At 57.6% G+C, this 14,157-nt stretch carries 16 protein-coding genes and 1 other RNA gene; 4 read left to right on the top strand and 13 right to left on the bottom strand.

Annotated features, from left to right (window positions below):
* Positions 1–6: 6 nt before the first annotated feature.
* From HP555_RS02900 to lexA, 8 genes are all read right to left on the bottom strand, one after another.
* Positions 7–777, bottom strand: coding sequence for an ATP-binding protein (locus tag HP555_RS02900; protein WP_011700579.1), 771 nt, complete (start codon positions 775–777; stop codon positions 7–9).
* 26 nt (positions 778–803) lie between these two features.
* The gene (locus HP555_RS02895; protein WP_200174595.1) at positions 804–1,820 is read right to left on the bottom strand and encodes a PD-(D/E)XK nuclease family protein; all 1,017 of its coding nucleotides are present in this window, start codon (positions 1,818–1,820) and stop codon (positions 804–806) included.
* Positions 1,817–2,155, bottom strand: coding sequence for a hypothetical protein (locus tag HP555_RS02890; RefSeq protein ID WP_013258642.1), 339 nt, complete (start codon positions 2,153–2,155; stop codon positions 1,817–1,819). The genes HP555_RS02895 and HP555_RS02890 overlap by 4 nt, the downstream gene beginning before the upstream one ends.
* A 104-nt stretch (positions 2,156–2,259) precedes the next feature.
* Positions 2,260–2,844, bottom strand: a complete 585-nt coding sequence (locus HP555_RS02885; RefSeq protein WP_199263708.1) for a sigma-70 family RNA polymerase sigma factor — start codon at positions 2,842–2,844, stop codon at positions 2,260–2,262.
* 195 nt (positions 2,845–3,039) lie between these two features.
* On the bottom strand, positions 3,040–3,366 hold the full coding sequence (locus HP555_RS02880; protein WP_011367849.1) for a hypothetical protein: 327 nt from the start codon (positions 3,364–3,366) through the stop codon (positions 3,040–3,042).
* Between the two features lie 323 nt (positions 3,367–3,689).
* Positions 3,690–4,754 carry a hypothetical protein gene (locus HP555_RS02875; RefSeq protein WP_199263707.1) on the bottom strand — a complete coding sequence of 355 codons (1,065 nt, stop codon included), beginning with the start codon at positions 4,752–4,754 and terminating at the stop codon, positions 3,690–3,692.
* Positions 4,747–5,913, bottom strand: coding sequence for a hypothetical protein (locus tag HP555_RS02870; protein WP_199263706.1), 1,167 nt, complete (start codon positions 5,911–5,913; stop codon positions 4,747–4,749). The genes HP555_RS02875 and HP555_RS02870 overlap by 8 nt, the downstream gene beginning before the upstream one ends.
* 46 nt (positions 5,914–5,959) lie before the next feature.
* Entirely contained in the window at positions 5,960–6,583 is a 624-nt protein-coding gene (gene lexA, locus HP555_RS02865) for a transcriptional repressor LexA (RefSeq protein WP_144234527.1), read from the bottom strand.
* 301 nt (positions 6,584–6,884) lie between these two features.
* Between lexA and HP555_RS02860 the strand changes: the two genes are divergently transcribed.
* The 4 genes from HP555_RS02860 to HP555_RS02845 are packed head-to-tail and all read left to right on the top strand — an operon-like array spanning position 6,885 to position 9,684.
* Positions 6,885–7,127 (top strand): hypothetical protein, encoded by a 243-nt coding sequence (locus tag HP555_RS02860; RefSeq protein ID WP_199263705.1) that lies wholly within the window; start codon positions 6,885–6,887, stop codon positions 7,125–7,127.
* Between the two features lie 34 nt (positions 7,128–7,161).
* Positions 7,162–7,686 carry a DUF2924 domain-containing protein gene (locus HP555_RS02855; protein ID WP_013219093.1) on the top strand — a complete coding sequence of 175 codons (525 nt, stop codon included), beginning with the start codon at positions 7,162–7,164 and terminating at the stop codon, positions 7,684–7,686.
* On the top strand, positions 7,679–9,265 hold the full coding sequence (locus tag HP555_RS02850; RefSeq protein ID WP_199263704.1) for a recombinase family protein: 1,587 nt from the start codon (positions 7,679–7,681) through the stop codon (positions 9,263–9,265). The genes HP555_RS02855 and HP555_RS02850 overlap by 8 nt, the downstream gene beginning before the upstream one ends.
* Positions 9,262–9,684, top strand: coding sequence for a hypothetical protein (locus HP555_RS02845; protein WP_114607973.1), 423 nt, complete (start codon positions 9,262–9,264; stop codon positions 9,682–9,684). The genes HP555_RS02850 and HP555_RS02845 overlap by 4 nt, the downstream gene beginning before the upstream one ends.
* 419 nt (positions 9,685–10,103) lie before the next feature.
* Here HP555_RS02845 and ssrA read toward each other — a convergent pair.
* The 5 genes from ssrA to HP555_RS02820 form a co-directional block, all read right to left on the bottom strand.
* Positions 10,104–10,460: a transfer-messenger RNA gene (gene ssrA, locus HP555_RS02840) on the bottom strand.
* Between the two features lie 44 nt (positions 10,461–10,504).
* Positions 10,505–10,960 carry an SsrA-binding protein SmpB gene (smpB, locus tag HP555_RS02835; RefSeq protein WP_199263703.1) on the bottom strand — a complete coding sequence of 152 codons (456 nt, stop codon included), beginning with the start codon at positions 10,958–10,960 and terminating at the stop codon, positions 10,505–10,507.
* A 71-nt stretch (positions 10,961–11,031) separates the two neighbouring features.
* Positions 11,032–12,864 (bottom strand): GspE/PulE family protein, encoded by a 1,833-nt coding sequence (locus HP555_RS02830; RefSeq protein WP_199263702.1) that lies wholly within the window; start codon positions 12,862–12,864, stop codon positions 11,032–11,034.
* Between the two features lie 151 nt (positions 12,865–13,015).
* Positions 13,016–13,630: a protein-L-isoaspartate(D-aspartate) O-methyltransferase gene (locus HP555_RS02825; protein WP_199264472.1), complete on the bottom strand. Its 615-nt coding sequence runs from the start codon at positions 13,628–13,630 to the stop codon at positions 13,016–13,018.
* A gap of 35 nt (positions 13,631–13,665) precedes the next feature.
* Positions 13,666–14,046, bottom strand: a complete 381-nt coding sequence (locus HP555_RS02820; RefSeq protein WP_199263701.1) for a hypothetical protein — start codon at positions 14,044–14,046, stop codon at positions 13,666–13,668.
* Positions 14,047–14,157 lie beyond the last annotated feature (111 nt).

Genomic DNA, 14,157 nt, shown 5'->3' with positions numbered 1-14,157 from the left:
ATCTCCTTACTGTTGGGGTTTCGCCGCCGCACTCGCGGTCGGCTCCGGCTTCGGCCGGGCGGCACTCGCCGCAGCTCCGGCTGCCGTGTTGTTGAACGCTTTCATGAAGCTCGGAAAATCAAGGGGGATGACTTCGGGGAGTCGGCCGGTGCGGTCACCTGCGTCGTAGTTGGGACTGGGTTTGGTGCGCATCACGCGCTGCCAGACCGGCTTGCCGTCCTCGCCGGTTTTCATGTCCAGGTCGCAGAACAGGATCAGGTCCACCAGGCCGGTGACCAGCTTCCGCGCCTTTTCCGGAAGCGTCGGCACGATGCGGGTGTGTTTGCCGGTCCGGGTTTCGATGTCCCGCTCCTGGGAGTGGGAAATAAGGATCAGCCCATAGGGCAGGAAGGCCAGCTTGTTGATGACGCGCTGGAACTCGTTGTTGATCAGCGCGTAGCCCTTGCCGTAGCCCAGGTCGGATTCGTGCTCGATCTTGAATTTCTTGCAGACGTAGTCCGAGCACATCTTGTAGGCGTTATCCACCGTGTCGACGACGATAGTCTTGAACTCGTGCTTGCCCTCGGCGATTTCCGCGCAGGCCTGCAGGAGGTCGTCCCAGCAGGTGATCGGGGTCTGGAACACCTCCAGGGCGTTCAGGCCCGGCTCGGTCGCCAGGAACAGTGCGTCATCGGCCTTGGAGCACCAGGTGCTCTTGCCGATCTTGCTCGGGCCGTACACCAGAGCGGTGAGGTCCGAGAGCGTGTGTTTGGGTTTGCTTTTGGTCTTGGGAAGCATGGCTTCGTCTCCTTATGGTTGGGATTTCAAAACACCGGAGCGGCGTCTTCACCGGCTCCGTCCCGCAGCTCTTCGTGCGGGGCGATCCGTTGGAAATGGTTTTCGATGACGTTGGGGTTGCCGCCCGAGCGGCAGAGCTGGAAGTAGGCGCAGGGCCTTCCGTACTGGAAGCAGTAGCTTGTGTTGCGGTAGAAGGTGTCGCGCCGACGGGCGTCGAGCATGGCCTTGGAGAGTTCCCACAGCTCCGCCCGCAGTTCCTCGAACTGGTCGCGGGAGATGTAGAGCACCTCGCGGTGGAACATGCCCGGCTCGAGGTACTTCTCCTGGAGCCGCTGCTGGAAGGTGTCGTCGTCCTCGGGCAACTTGCGCTTGGCGCTGCTCTTGCCGGTTTTCGACTTGGCGATCAGCTCCGCCCGGCGGGCCTCGAATTCGGCTTCGGTTTCACCCTTGCCCTGGCGCAGCTTGGCCTTGACCAGGACGTTGTAGATGATGCCGCTGACCGTGATGCCGAGGGTCTGCTCCAGGTACCAGGCGTAGAGGATGATCTGGAAATCGGTCCACAGCCGTTCCAGGTAGCTGGCGTCGATCTGTGAGGCGGTTTTGTGTTCCAGCAGGAAATACTGGCCATCCTGGCGGACGATGCCGTCCACCTTCCCCGCGAGGATGAAACTGCGCGAGGTCGCCCCGGTCGCCGGGTTGACGATGGGGCCTTCGAAGGTCTTCTCGAGTGCGACGACCTCGAACTCTTCAGCCGGGTAGTGTTCCGCATAGGCGCTCATCATGGCCCTGGCGAGATGCCAGTCGGCCTGTTGATGATCGTCCTGCGCCCGGTTCGGATAGGTCCGGTCGATGTGGTCGAGGACCTTGGCCAGATCTCGCTCACCGTGCCAGCACTCCAGGCAGTCGTGAATGACCGAGCCGAAGGCCAGATTGGGGTCGCGCTCGAGCGGCACCAGCTCGTTGATGTAGCGCCACTTGCAGGCCATGCGGCAGTTGCGGAACAGCCGCCACATGGAATAGGTGGTGGTCATTAGCTCGCTCATACCGCCACCCCCGCTGTAGCAGCGGCGGGCGCTGCGCGATGCTTGGAGGCGCAGGCACAGCCCGACGGCTGGGTTCGTTCGATCAGGACCGAGCGTTCGCCGTACTCCTTGGTGGCGAAGCCGGTAAAGATGCGGGCGAGATCACTGCCGACATCGGTGGAGGCGTCGATCACGCAGGTACGGCGGGCCTTGTCCAGATTGAACCGGCTCTCCATCCGCACACGGGAACGTCCGTGCAGGCTTTCGACGGCCAGCATCGCCAGCATGAAAGTGTCTTCCAGTTCCTGGGCCGGGACCGACTCGTCAAAACGGTACTTGTAGGTGTCGTGAGTCATGATTGAACTCCTCTTTTGTTCAGGTTCTGATTTCCGAGGCCCCGGATAGCCGCACCATGCGGCACGGTGCTTACTTACCGGAGCCGGGGCTGATGCGTCGGAGATCACAGGTAGTCGGTCAGGCCAGCCTCGCTGAAAGCCTCCCGCAGCTTGCTCAGCCGGTCGTAGAGGGTGGTTCTGGGAATGCCCATCTCCCGGGCGATTTCGGCCATGGTGCTGTCGTGCAGGCGCACGCACGGATCCCGGAGCTCTTCCGGCAGCGAGGCGATGGCCCGGTCGAGGTCCATGCGGATCTCATGGCCGAGGCGCTCCCTTGTCTCGCGGGTGCCGCTTCCCAGAGAGCCCTCGCTGTCCAGGAAGTCGATCCGCTCGGTGGTGTCGCCTTCGCCGTTGTCGAGGGGTTCATTGAGTGATGTTTGGCAGAGCCGCCAGTCCCGGCATTGGGCGAACCGGGCCTCCAGAATGGTGGAGATGTGACGTTCGACGATCCGAGCCATGAAGGTGGTCTTCTTGGCCTTGGCGGGATTGAAATGCCGCATCCGCTGCAGCAGATCGATCATCAGTTCCTGTTCGAGGTCGGGTCTGTCGTCCTCGGTGAATCCGGCCTTGCCTACGAGTTGACGTGCTTTGTGCCGAATGAGGTCGGCGGCATACTTGTCGATGCCGTCGTAAGAATTCTGTGAAACCATCGGGGCCTCCTCGGAGCGAGGAGGAGGTCCGCGTGGGTGTCGGCACGGGCCAGATCACAGGACAAAGCTGTCGCGTGGGCGAAGGGGTCGCAGGTACGCCGCCAATTGCCGTATTCGGCTCGGCGACACCCACAACAGCCTCCGCCATGCGTCCAGCTTGTTGTCCAGTGTCTAAGGGTTCAGGTCGTTACGTGTTCAGGCTGCCCGTTCCTCGATGCGCATCAGGAACGGGAGACCGTGCTTGATTTCGAGCAGGCAGACTTTTCCGCTGCCCATCTGCGCGAGGTGCTCCAGCAGCGCCACGACCTCTTGCTTGAGGATGAAGTCATCCTGGTCGCGCTCGGGCCGGGGACCGCTCTGTCCGCCCAGCTTGATCTCGCGCTCGATGACCGTGTCAGGGGTGAGTTCCGGCTCGCCGTCGCGGACCGGAATGTTGGTGATGCGGCCGAAGTTGATGTCCTGCATCAACTCGATGAGTCGCCGCTTCGGTGGGGTGAGGTGTGCTTTGCTTGTCTGGTTCATGCCGAACCTCCTTCATTTGTGGACCGACCGGGGGGACAGGTCCGGCATGAATTTCCCGGGTGGCGGTCGTGAACTCTTTGTGTTCACCAGACCTGTCACCCTGCTTTGGCGAATTTTCGTTGCGACCCCGAAAAACGCCCGGGCTCAAGGAGGAGGAAAGCCCGTAAGGCTCTGATTGGTGGTGGGTTTACAGAGGAAAACTTTTTTAACTTTTTTTGCCCGGCCCCAGTGAAATTTCACCGGGCGGGTCTCCAAGACGCAAAAAGCCCCGATCCAGAATCCTGAATCGGGGCTTTAGATTTCTCGGGCTATAACGAGGCTGGTCAGTAGACCTCGTCACCTTCCGGAAGGATGCGAAACTTGCAGCGGTAGGTCTTTGTTTCTTTTATCCACTCGATGGGGTCATCCTCGATCCGGAAGAATGCCCGCAGTCGCTTTGACAGTTCTTGCTTTTGTTTCTTCAACGTGACCGCCGAATACTTGTTCTTCCAATCGATCTCCCCGTGCGAGTTTGCGAACCCTTCCAACCAACGCCACTGGACCGTTGGCTTGTTGTTCTTTCGATTCAACATGCCCATTTCGCCGTAGGAATAACGTCCAGTTTTTTCTCCCGCCCATATCGTCACGGTATGACCATCGCGGAACTGAATCTTGATTTGTGGCCATGTGGTGCCCGGCGGTGTCGGAAAAAACACCGTGCCGCCAGAATCCGGCTCAGGCACCTGGCCGATAAGGGGGGCGAATATCGCGGCCTTGTCCCGACGTGTCAGAAACCGTGGTTCATCTCCCAGGTGCAGCTCTTCGTTCAGCGCAATGAAGGGGCTGCTTCTCTGCGCCAGCAGTGTTTCAACTGCAGGACTCAGATGAAGGCGCGTGGGCGCGATCAGGACAAAGGGTTTGGGGATCGAGAGACATAATGATCGAACGACCTCTGCCAGCGCATCCTTGCTGTCCTGCATCGTCAGAACAACCGGGAAGTCCATCCCCGCCGTGGGTATGAAATCGCCCAGTCTCCATGTATGGGGCAGTCCATCGAATTTCGATTCTCGGTGTTCTATTCCCAAGGCCGCGCAGATAGCACCATTGATGGCTGACTGCTTGAGCCGGTAGATCAAGGTCTGCCTTGTGGTGAGTTGGACGGCTGGATATTCCTTTTCATTGCAGATGGCCCGGATGTTGGTCTTCACATGGGTGACAACACTCCGTGGGCATCCGAGGCCACATTCCGTTGGGCAATCCACGGCGGTCGCGTGATTCTTGGTCAGTTGAAGGAAGTGATCCCGAAACAACGGGTATCGGTCCCAACCGGAGAGCGCCTTATCCCAATCGAACAGCGCCGCCGAATTTCCAGGCAATCTCTCCAGATATGCCCAGAAGGGATCACTCATCCGATGTCCCTCCGGCTCCGACAATAAAGCCCCTGAGTCCGAGCCAGCGCTCGATAACCTCGGCATCACCATCCCGCTTGAATTGCGCTCGGTTACCTGAACTCAAGGTGACCGACCTGGGCGTCTTCGAACCGTCGAATTTAATCTGGAAGCTTGCCTTCACGATCTTTCCGCCTGCGGGAAGGGATTTTTCGCGATCACGAAGGGAGGCAAACAGATCCTCGGACCGACGAATCTCAACGTCCTTATGAGCGCCGCCCCAAAAGACCTGAACTTCCTTGAGCCTGACATACTCGATGCCATCGACATCGTCACATAGAAGCGCGTCCTCACCAATTTGCCGCAAAGGTTCCAGATCAAATCGGCTGCGCTCGTTGAAAAACTCTTCGTCTCCGAACAGGTGGAATCCGAATTTCTTGCGGTAGAGCTCCTTCTCACCCTTGGTTTCAGCGTTCATGCGGATTTCCCCGATCACGGGGTTGTAGGCAAGCACGTCGAATTTTTCAGGACGGAAGTACTGGCTGGTGGACTCACCGGCCTCAATGACCGCCTCACGGGCATAGGGCTTGCCATGGCGCACGAGGAACCATGTGTGGCCCTCTTTGGGATAGACGAACACCTTGGAATACTTACCGCGACGTTTCTTGGAAAACCATTCGTCGAGATCGGCTTCGAGGGCCGCGAGGGTTTCCTCGGATGGCAGCACGAAATCCGGCAGCGGGTTTTTCTTGGTCTTAAAATACTCGAAGGACCTGACGTTCATGAAGAACTGTTCGGCGTGTACCTTCTCGATGATTTCCCGGTCAGCCATCCAGACCTGGATCGCCAAGTCTGCCGGTGCGGCGTTCTCCCCGATTTCCACGTCGATGTCCGTTCCGGCGATCTCATCCTGAATGGAATCAAAACCCTCGGGGGTCGAGACTTCATTGACATAAAACAGCGCCTCGGCGAGATCATCCGGGGTCGTACTGTCCGGCGTCAGCAAAAGGTGGCTGAGGGCGTTGTAGTCCAGGCCATCTTCCTGCTGGACTGGTGGCAACTCTACGCCGCGAGCTGAAAAATAGGCGGCATGAGGCTCCAGAAAGGCAATGAGATGCTTCCTGTCGATTCGCCGGAGCATCTCCGGCTTCGAAAAGCGGCGTAGGTTAAAAGTTGCCATCAAATACTCCTGTCGTTTTGTCGTTATTCGTCCATGTCTGTCTCGGTTAACTCCGTTTCCATCCAACGACCTTGCCTAAAACTCGAAGGTCATCCTCCGGCCTGATCCGGATCTTTCTTACCTCCGGGTTCTCTGGCACCAATTCGATGAGCTCGTCTTTGATTTTCAGCCGTTTGACGGTCGCCTCGTTGTTGAGCAGCGCTACAACGATGTCACCATCCTCGGCGATGGGCTGCTGCCGCACGATGATCAAATCGCCATCGTTGATACCGGCACCGATCATGCTGTCACCCACCGCACGGAGTGCGAAGTGCTGTCCGGAACGAACGACGTCCGACTCGACCAGCACTTGGCCGGTGATGTTCTCCTCGGCCAGGATGGGACGGCCAGCCGCCACCATCCCCACAACAGGTACTGAAACCAGAGAGGCAGCCATCTCGCTGGGGCGACGGGCAACAGCTATGCCTCGCGACTTCCCGTCCTCCCGCTTCAGGTATCCCTTGCGCACCAGTTGGTTGATCCGGTCGTGGGCACTCGCCGGGCTGATTTCAAAGATCTCGCTCAGTTCCTTCACCGTTGGAGGAAAGCCCTTGGCATCGACGAAACGACATATCGCTTCGAGCGTTTTCCGCTGCAACGGCGTTATCTCATCCGTTTTCGCTTTGCCCATGGCGTCTCCATTTCTGTTGAAAGACAAAAAGGCGCAATGCGCCAGCAAACCCTAATAATATAAACCTGACGCATATCAGGTCAAGAAATAATCTCACACCTGATTTCCGACACTTCCATGAGCCCCTCGGTAGGTAAGGCCTGAAGAAAGCCGGTTTGAAACCGGACGAGCAGTTAGAAACCAGATAACCGACCAGAGGCGGAGCTGAGGCGGTTGTGGGTGCCATCGAACGCGCATCCCGACCGCCACCGTTTTCTGGCATCCACACCATCCAGTCCCCCGGTCCCACCGGAGGTGTTCGATGTTGGATGTCCAGGAAATGAATGATGGGCCGGGGACGGATGACCTTGGCGAAAACGGCAAACCCGGCCGCTTGTCGGGTGAGGCGAGGCTCCAGTCAGCCGCCTCCATTCTGGCCACGGCGATCCTGCGCCGAAAGGCAAAAAACGCATGTGTGGGCAATGAGTTAGAGGTTTTCGAAGATTCTTCCCCTGTGCTCGAAGAAGGACTTGATTCATTGCCGGAACAGAGCATTCATTCATGACAACTCGTCCGGAAACCAAAATAAGGAGTTGAAAATGAATGAGTTACAGAACGCCGCCACCGGCGGCAAGAATCAGGACCGAACCCGAAACTCAGTCCTTCGGCAGATGGCCCTGTTGCAATCCATGTCCCTGGAACAGCTCCGGGAAAAATGGCTCGACCTCTACGGAGAAGAGCCACCCCAGTACAAGAAACAATTCCTCATCAAGCGGCTGGCCTATCGCATCCAGGAGCTTTTCTACGGCGGGCTGTCCGAACAGGCCAAGGTCCATCTCCAGCAGGCCGCCAAGGAGGACCCGGTCGCCACTGTCAATCGACGCATCCCAGAAGAGCGGAAATCGAACGAAGCGATCCTGCCCGGGACCAGACTGGTGCGGGTCTGGAACGACCGGCGCTATGAGGTGATCGTCCTTGCCGATGGCTACGAGTTCGAAGGCCGCACCTTCCGGTCGCTCAGCGCGGTGGCCAGGGAGATCACCGGGACCAGGTGGAACGGCAAGGTCTTTTTCGGACTGAAGAAGGTTTACGGCAGAAAAGCCGAGGGAGGTTCGGATGCTTGATAACAGCAATGTCGCGCCGGGCAAAAACAAGACCCTGCGCTGTGCCATCTACACCCGCAAGAGCCACGAGGAAGGTCTCGAACAGGAGTTCAACTCGTTGGATGCGCAACGGGAATCGGCGGAACACTATATCGAAGCCCAGAGGATGCGTGGCTGGACGGCTCTGCCGGATCGCTACGACGATGGTGGATTCTCGGGTGGAAACATGGAGCGCCCGGGGCTGCGTCGCCTGCTGGCGGACATCGATGCCGGGAAGATTGACGTGATCGTGGTCTACAAGGTCGACCGGCTGTCCCGCTCGCTGCTGGACTTCATGAAGATGATCGACCTCTTCAACGAGAAGGGTGTCAGCTTCGTCTCGGTCACCCAGCACTTCAGCACCACCGACCCCACCGGCCGAATGTTTCTCGGCATCCTGATCACCTTCGCCCAGTACGAGCGGGAGGTCATCGCCGAGCGCATCCGGGACAAGGTGGCGGCCGCCAAGCGCCGGGGGAAATACTGCGGCGGCGTACCCATTCTTGGATACGACGTCGACCGAGACAACAAGAAGCTGCTGGTCAACCCGGATGAAGCCAGGACGGTGCAGTACATCTTCCGCCGATTCATCCAGATCGGCTCGGCCAAGAAGCTGGGCCAGGAATTGAACGAACAGGGATACCGCACAAAAGCCTGGACCACCAAGAAAGGCAAGGTTCGCGAGGGCTCAGAATGGAATACAGGCCACATCTACCGGCTGCTGAACAACCGGGTCTATATCGGCGAGATTGCCCACAAGGATCGCAGCTACCCCGGTGAGCACGAAGGAATCATCGACCGGACGACCTGGGACAAGGTGCAGGCCATCCTGGAGGACAACAAACCGGTCAAGGTTTCCATGGCAAGAACCAAAATGGTCGCCCCGCTTAAAGGCGTCATCCGCTGCGGCCACTGCGGATGCGCGATGGGACCGACCTACGCCCGCAAGAACGGCCGCCACTACACCTATTACATCTGCCAGAAGGACAGCAAGCGGACCGTGAGCCGGTGCCCCCTCAAACGGATTCCCGCCGGGGACATCGAGCAGGCCGTGGTCGAGCAGTTGAGCGCGGTGTTCCGCACGCCGACGCTGGTGGCCAAAACCTACTTCGCGGCCCGGGACATCGAGCAGGTGGAGCGGGAGCGGCTGTTCAAGCAGAAAGCCCAACTCGAAATGGAGCTGTCGCAGGCGCGGAAGCAAGCCATCGAACTGATGAAACCCGGCAGCGATCAGTCGGGCAAGACCGAAATGCTGACGACGGTCAATCGCCAGGCGGTCGAGCTCTCGAAACAACTGACCCATGTGAGCGAGCGATGCAGAGCCTACCAGGGGAGCAGCATCACGGAACAGGATGTGTCGGAGGCCTTCCAGAATGTCGAGGGCTTCTGGGAAGACCTTTTCCCGGTGGAGCGAAACCGGCTCATCCGCCTCCTGGTGGATAAGGTCGAGATCCGCGAGACCGGAATCGACATGGAGCTGCGAACCAACGGGCTGACAACGCTCATCGCCGAGCTGGCTGGTCTGGCATGCGAAGTCACCGAACGGAGGGCAAGCCGATGAAAATGAAGCCGACCATTACTGTTGCCGACAACGGCAACCTGCAGATCCACATCCCGATGCTGATCCGGCGCATGCGCGGCCGCAAGACGGTCATCGCTCCCCAGGCCCTGGATGGAGAAATCACCGGAGCGCAGGAACCGGTGCAGTCCGCCATCCTCCAGGCACTGGGAAGGGCCTTTTCCTGGGCCGACATCCTCGAATCCGGCCAGATCAAGTCCATCAGCGAGCTTGCCCGTACCCTTGACGTCGATGGCTCGTATGTGGCCCGCATTCTCAAGCTGACGACCCTGGCCCCCGACATCGTCGAAGCCCTGATCAACGGTGAGGAACCCAACGGGCTCTCGCTGGCCAAGCTGACCCAGACCTTTCCAGAGGACTGGACCGAGCAGCGCCGCCAGTTCGGCTTCGCCACCGACTGACGACCGGACCGGAGACCACCACAGAGAGCCGACCATCAGCGTCGGCTTTTTTACTTTAGGGGGCAGGAAACCGGAGTTGACCACGCTTCTTTTCATGGCCGAAGCGGGCGATTTCGAAAAAAACGTCCGGTTGCGGCATCGAACGATGACCTAAGACAACCGCCAAAAATGGCAATCTGCCGCAAACCCATATCAATCAAGGATGTAACTTTCCGGACGCGCTTCGGACTTCGTCCGGAGAAAACAGAGAATCAGGGGCCAAACAGAGAAAGAAAGGCAGGAAGATGGGGAGAATCGGTGGTGCGGAGAGGTGCTTTGGAAAGATGTGAAACGGGCGCAAACCCTTTAGAAACAAGGGGAAAAAGAAAACCCGTCACCCCGGAGAATGACCCCAGAGAGACGGGTTTGTCTTTTCTAAATGGTGGAGGCGCCGGGAGTTGAACCCGGGTCCGGAAATTCTCCCCTTAAGTCTCTACATGCATAGTTCCGGGATTAGATCTCGCATCCGCTTCTCTCCCGAAACAGAGATATTCGGATGCCAGCCTGAAGATCTCGTTGGCCGTGCCCAGGCACTCACGGACAACCAGCCTGTGGAGTCGACGCTCTGAATCCGGTTCTACAGGCGAAAACCGGTGGAACGGCACAGCAGATTAAGCTGCCAGTGCGTAGTTATAATCGTCTGCGATTATATTTACTTCCGTCAGTTTAACGAGTTGACAGAAAACTCGGCATGCAACATTAAGCTTCAACATCCCCGTCGAATCCGTTTCGCCCCCATAGTAGGTGTTGGTTCTATAAGTCTGCTGCCCAATCAAGGTGATCAGTCACTGTGGCGCATGGACCGCTTCATCTCAAGGTTTGATTCCTTCTCTTTCAGGGCAGCCCGTTTATCGTAGAGTTTTTTTCCTTTGGCTAGCGCCATTTCCACCTTGGCCTTACCGTTGCCGATAAAATAAATCTTCAATGGAATCAGCGCAATGCCTTTTTCGTGCAGTTTACCGATCAACTTACGGATCTCGTGACGATGCAGCAGCAGCTTCCGGGTCCGCAGCGGGTCCTGCTCAACATGGGTGGCATAGGAGTAGGGCGAGATATGCACGTTGTACAAAAAGACCTCACCGCCCTTGAGCTGGGCATACCCGTCACGAAGGTTAACCCTGCCGGCTCGGAGCGACTTCACCTCCGGACCGCTGAGTACAATGCCGGCCTCAAAGGTCTGCTCAATGGCGTAGTCGTGAAAGGCTTTTTTATTTTTACTGACAATCTTCTGTCCCATACTCTCTGCACTGTTTCTGGTTACTGATCAACAATACTATAGGTCGAATCCAGGGAAGTGCCAGTGAAAAATCAAATGGTCTCGGTTTCTCCGGTCACACGCAGCGCCTCTTCCACGGTGGTCAGCCCGGCCTGCACCTTGCGCCAGGCATCCTCGCGTAAAGTGGTCATCCCTTCACGAACAGCTATCTGCCGCAGTTCGGAACCGTTGGCCTTGGCCGCGATCAGTTTTTTGAGCTGTTCAGACATGGGAAAGACCTCAAAGATACCCATGCGGCCCAGGTAGCCGGTGTTCCGGCATTGGAGACAGCCTTTGCCTCGTTTCAGCTCAATGGAATTGTGGCCGGCAGCGAGCGGAAAGCCCAGTTTACGCAGTTCGGCGCTGTCCATTGTGTACGGTTCCAGACAGTAGGGGCAGTTGCGACGCACCAGCCGCTGTGCCAGGGCCCCCAGCATGGTGGAGGCAATGAGGAAGGGTTCGAGCCCCAGATCTTCCAGGCGGATGATGGTGGAAACCGCATCGTTGGTGTGCAGGGTGGAGAAGACCAGATGACCGGTCAGAGCGGCCTGGACAGCGTGTGTAGCGGTTTCCAGATCCCGGATTTCACCGATCATGATGATGTCCGGATCCTGCCGGAGGATGTTGCGCAGGATTGAGGAAAAGGTGACATCAATCTGCTGCTGTACCGCGATCTGATTGAACTCCTCGTACACCATTTCCACCGGATCTTCGATGGTGACGATATTGATCTCCGGAGTGGCGATCTGTTTGAGGGTGGAGTACAGGGTTGTCGATTTACCGCTGCCGGTGGGGCCGGTCACCAGGACAATGCCGTGGGCGGCGTTCATGAAGCTGTTGTAGACCAGCCGGTCGCGCCGGGAAAAGCCAAGGTTGTCCAGCTGCTGAAAAATAACCTCAGGGTTGAGAATGCGCATGACCGTCTTCTCGCCAAAGGCCACCGGTACTGTGGAGACCCGGATCTCAGCCTCCTGGCTTTCCTCCTGACGACCGATCTTGATGCGGCCGTCCTGGGGGCGGCGTTTTTCCGCGATATCCAGTCGGGCCAGTCCCTTGATTCGGGAGGTGATGGCCGAATGGACAGCCTTGGGCAGCTTGTAAATGGTGTGGAGGATACCGTCAATGCGAAAACGGACCAGGCAGGTGTCCCGTTTGGGCTCAATGTGGATGTCACTGGCGCGTTGCTCCAGGGCGTAGCTGAACAGATGGTTGACCGCGGCTTTGATGTGCTGGTCCGTGGAACTCAGCTCCTTGGTGGAGGCCAGGCGCACATACTGTTCAAGGTTGCCGATATCCACGGCTGTGGAAACGCTGGTCGTCCCGAATTGGGATTCTGCAGCAGTGATGGAACGCTGAAAACCGAAAAATTCGGCCAGAATTTTTTTGATGTCACTGCGTGTCGACAGATACGGTCGGATTTTCACCTGGTTGGCCCGTTCAATATCCTCGAACACTGACTGGATATCCGGGTGATAGCTGACCACTTCAAGGACGCCGTTTTGTAGTGTCAGCGGCAGGATCAGGTGACTGACCGCAAACGATCTGGGAATGGTTTTCGTCACCGTGTCCATGTCCAGTTCAAGCGGATCGAGCTTTTTAAACGGGATCTTCAGGCCCCTGGAAACGGCCCGCATAATGGTCTCTTCAGTGAGCGGTCCCTGTTGCACATCAGGGTTCTCCAACCCGAGGGCGACAATAATATCAACAAGGTCTGGAAAACCTTTCAGTTGCCTGTTGCGATCCTCCTGGCGACGGCCGCCGAACTGTTTTAATAGTTTCTGACGCTGTTTTCCCTGTTGCAGGAGAACGAATCGGCGCTGTTCGTGGGAGAGCAGCTGCTGTTTGATAAGCAGGTCGAGCAGGGCTTCGCTGTTGAGAAATGACATGATCTTTATCGGGTGACAGGTGGAGAGGAGGTGAACGGATTACTCTGGTATTTTCTCCCGTCGCCGCAACGAATGCAAGGTTTTTCCCGACAGCCGGAGAGGGAAGGCTGTTCAGGCCGGTTCCGACTGCCGTATTATGGGGAGGGCGTTATCAGTTGGGCCAGGCGTGGGCCCCTATGAGATCCACAAAGCGAACATGCTCAATGGTTGTTATCTTGATATCACCGTCACGTTTATCCGCCACCTGTAACTCCTGCACCTCCTGGCCGCCGACCGGCATGATCAGCCGCCCGGGATCTGCCAGCTGATCGATGAGGGGTGTGGGTATGCGGGGCCCGCCGGCTGTCACGATGATCCGGTCAAAGGGGGCTTCCGAAGGCCAGCCCTCGGTGCCGTCGTCAATACGCGAGACGATGTTGTGATAGCGAAGCCGGTCAAAGATCTTGCGGGCACGACTGACCAGGGCGTCCAGGCGCTCCACGGTATAGACCTTCTGACAGAGCCGGGAGAGGATGGCGGCATGGTAACCGGAGCCGGTACCGATTTCGAGAATCTTCTCAGACCCGGTAAGCTGCAGGGCCATGGTCATCAGGGCAACGATATACGGCTGGGAGATGGTCTGTCCGCTGCCGATGGGTAGGGGAAAGTCGCTGTACGCCTGTGACTGAATGGCATCCTCAACAAAAAGATGTCGGGGGACTGTGCGCATGGCGTCAAGGACACGCTGATCGGTTATGCCCCGGCGAATCAGTTGCTCCTCGATCATCCGCTCTCTGTTGATGTCAAAGATGGTGAGTGGGTTCACTGGAGTTCCTGATCCCAGGTGTAGTCTTCCAGCCACTTGCGATCTGTCTCGTTGTGGTTGCGGAAATCACAGCTGGTGACAACGTCGTTGGTGATGGTCAGAACGATCATCTCATACCCTTTGGAACTGCTGAACGAGCCGATCAGCGGCATGGTACCGAACATCCCGGGCCGGTCCTCATAGTAGAGAAATTCGCTGACCCCGGGAGCTACCTCGCGTCGGGCATTGGGTTCTCCCAGATACTGCTGCACCTCTTTCACCGTGGTCTGTCCCGGTTTGATCAGAGCGGCATCAGAGGCAAGGTGGCGAATCTGTTTTGTATGGCAGCCGGCAAGAAGCAGAAGCGCCATGAAAAGCATGAAAAGGGATGAACGCATCACACAGTTTCTCCAGAAGCAATTCATAGAACGAAAAAGGTTGTGTTCATATATCGTGAACACAACCTTTTTTCAAGATATGATACCGGTTTATCGCAGAGATGCAAAGAA

Origin of the sequence: Desulfobulbus oligotrophicus (assembly GCF_016446285.1) — a bacterium.
GTDB classification, from domain to species: Bacteria; Desulfobacterota; Desulfobulbia; order Desulfobulbales; family Desulfobulbaceae; genus Desulfobulbus; species Desulfobulbus oligotrophicus.
Note: the sequence above shows the minus strand (reverse complement) of the source record. Positions and strands in the feature narration are given on the sequence as shown.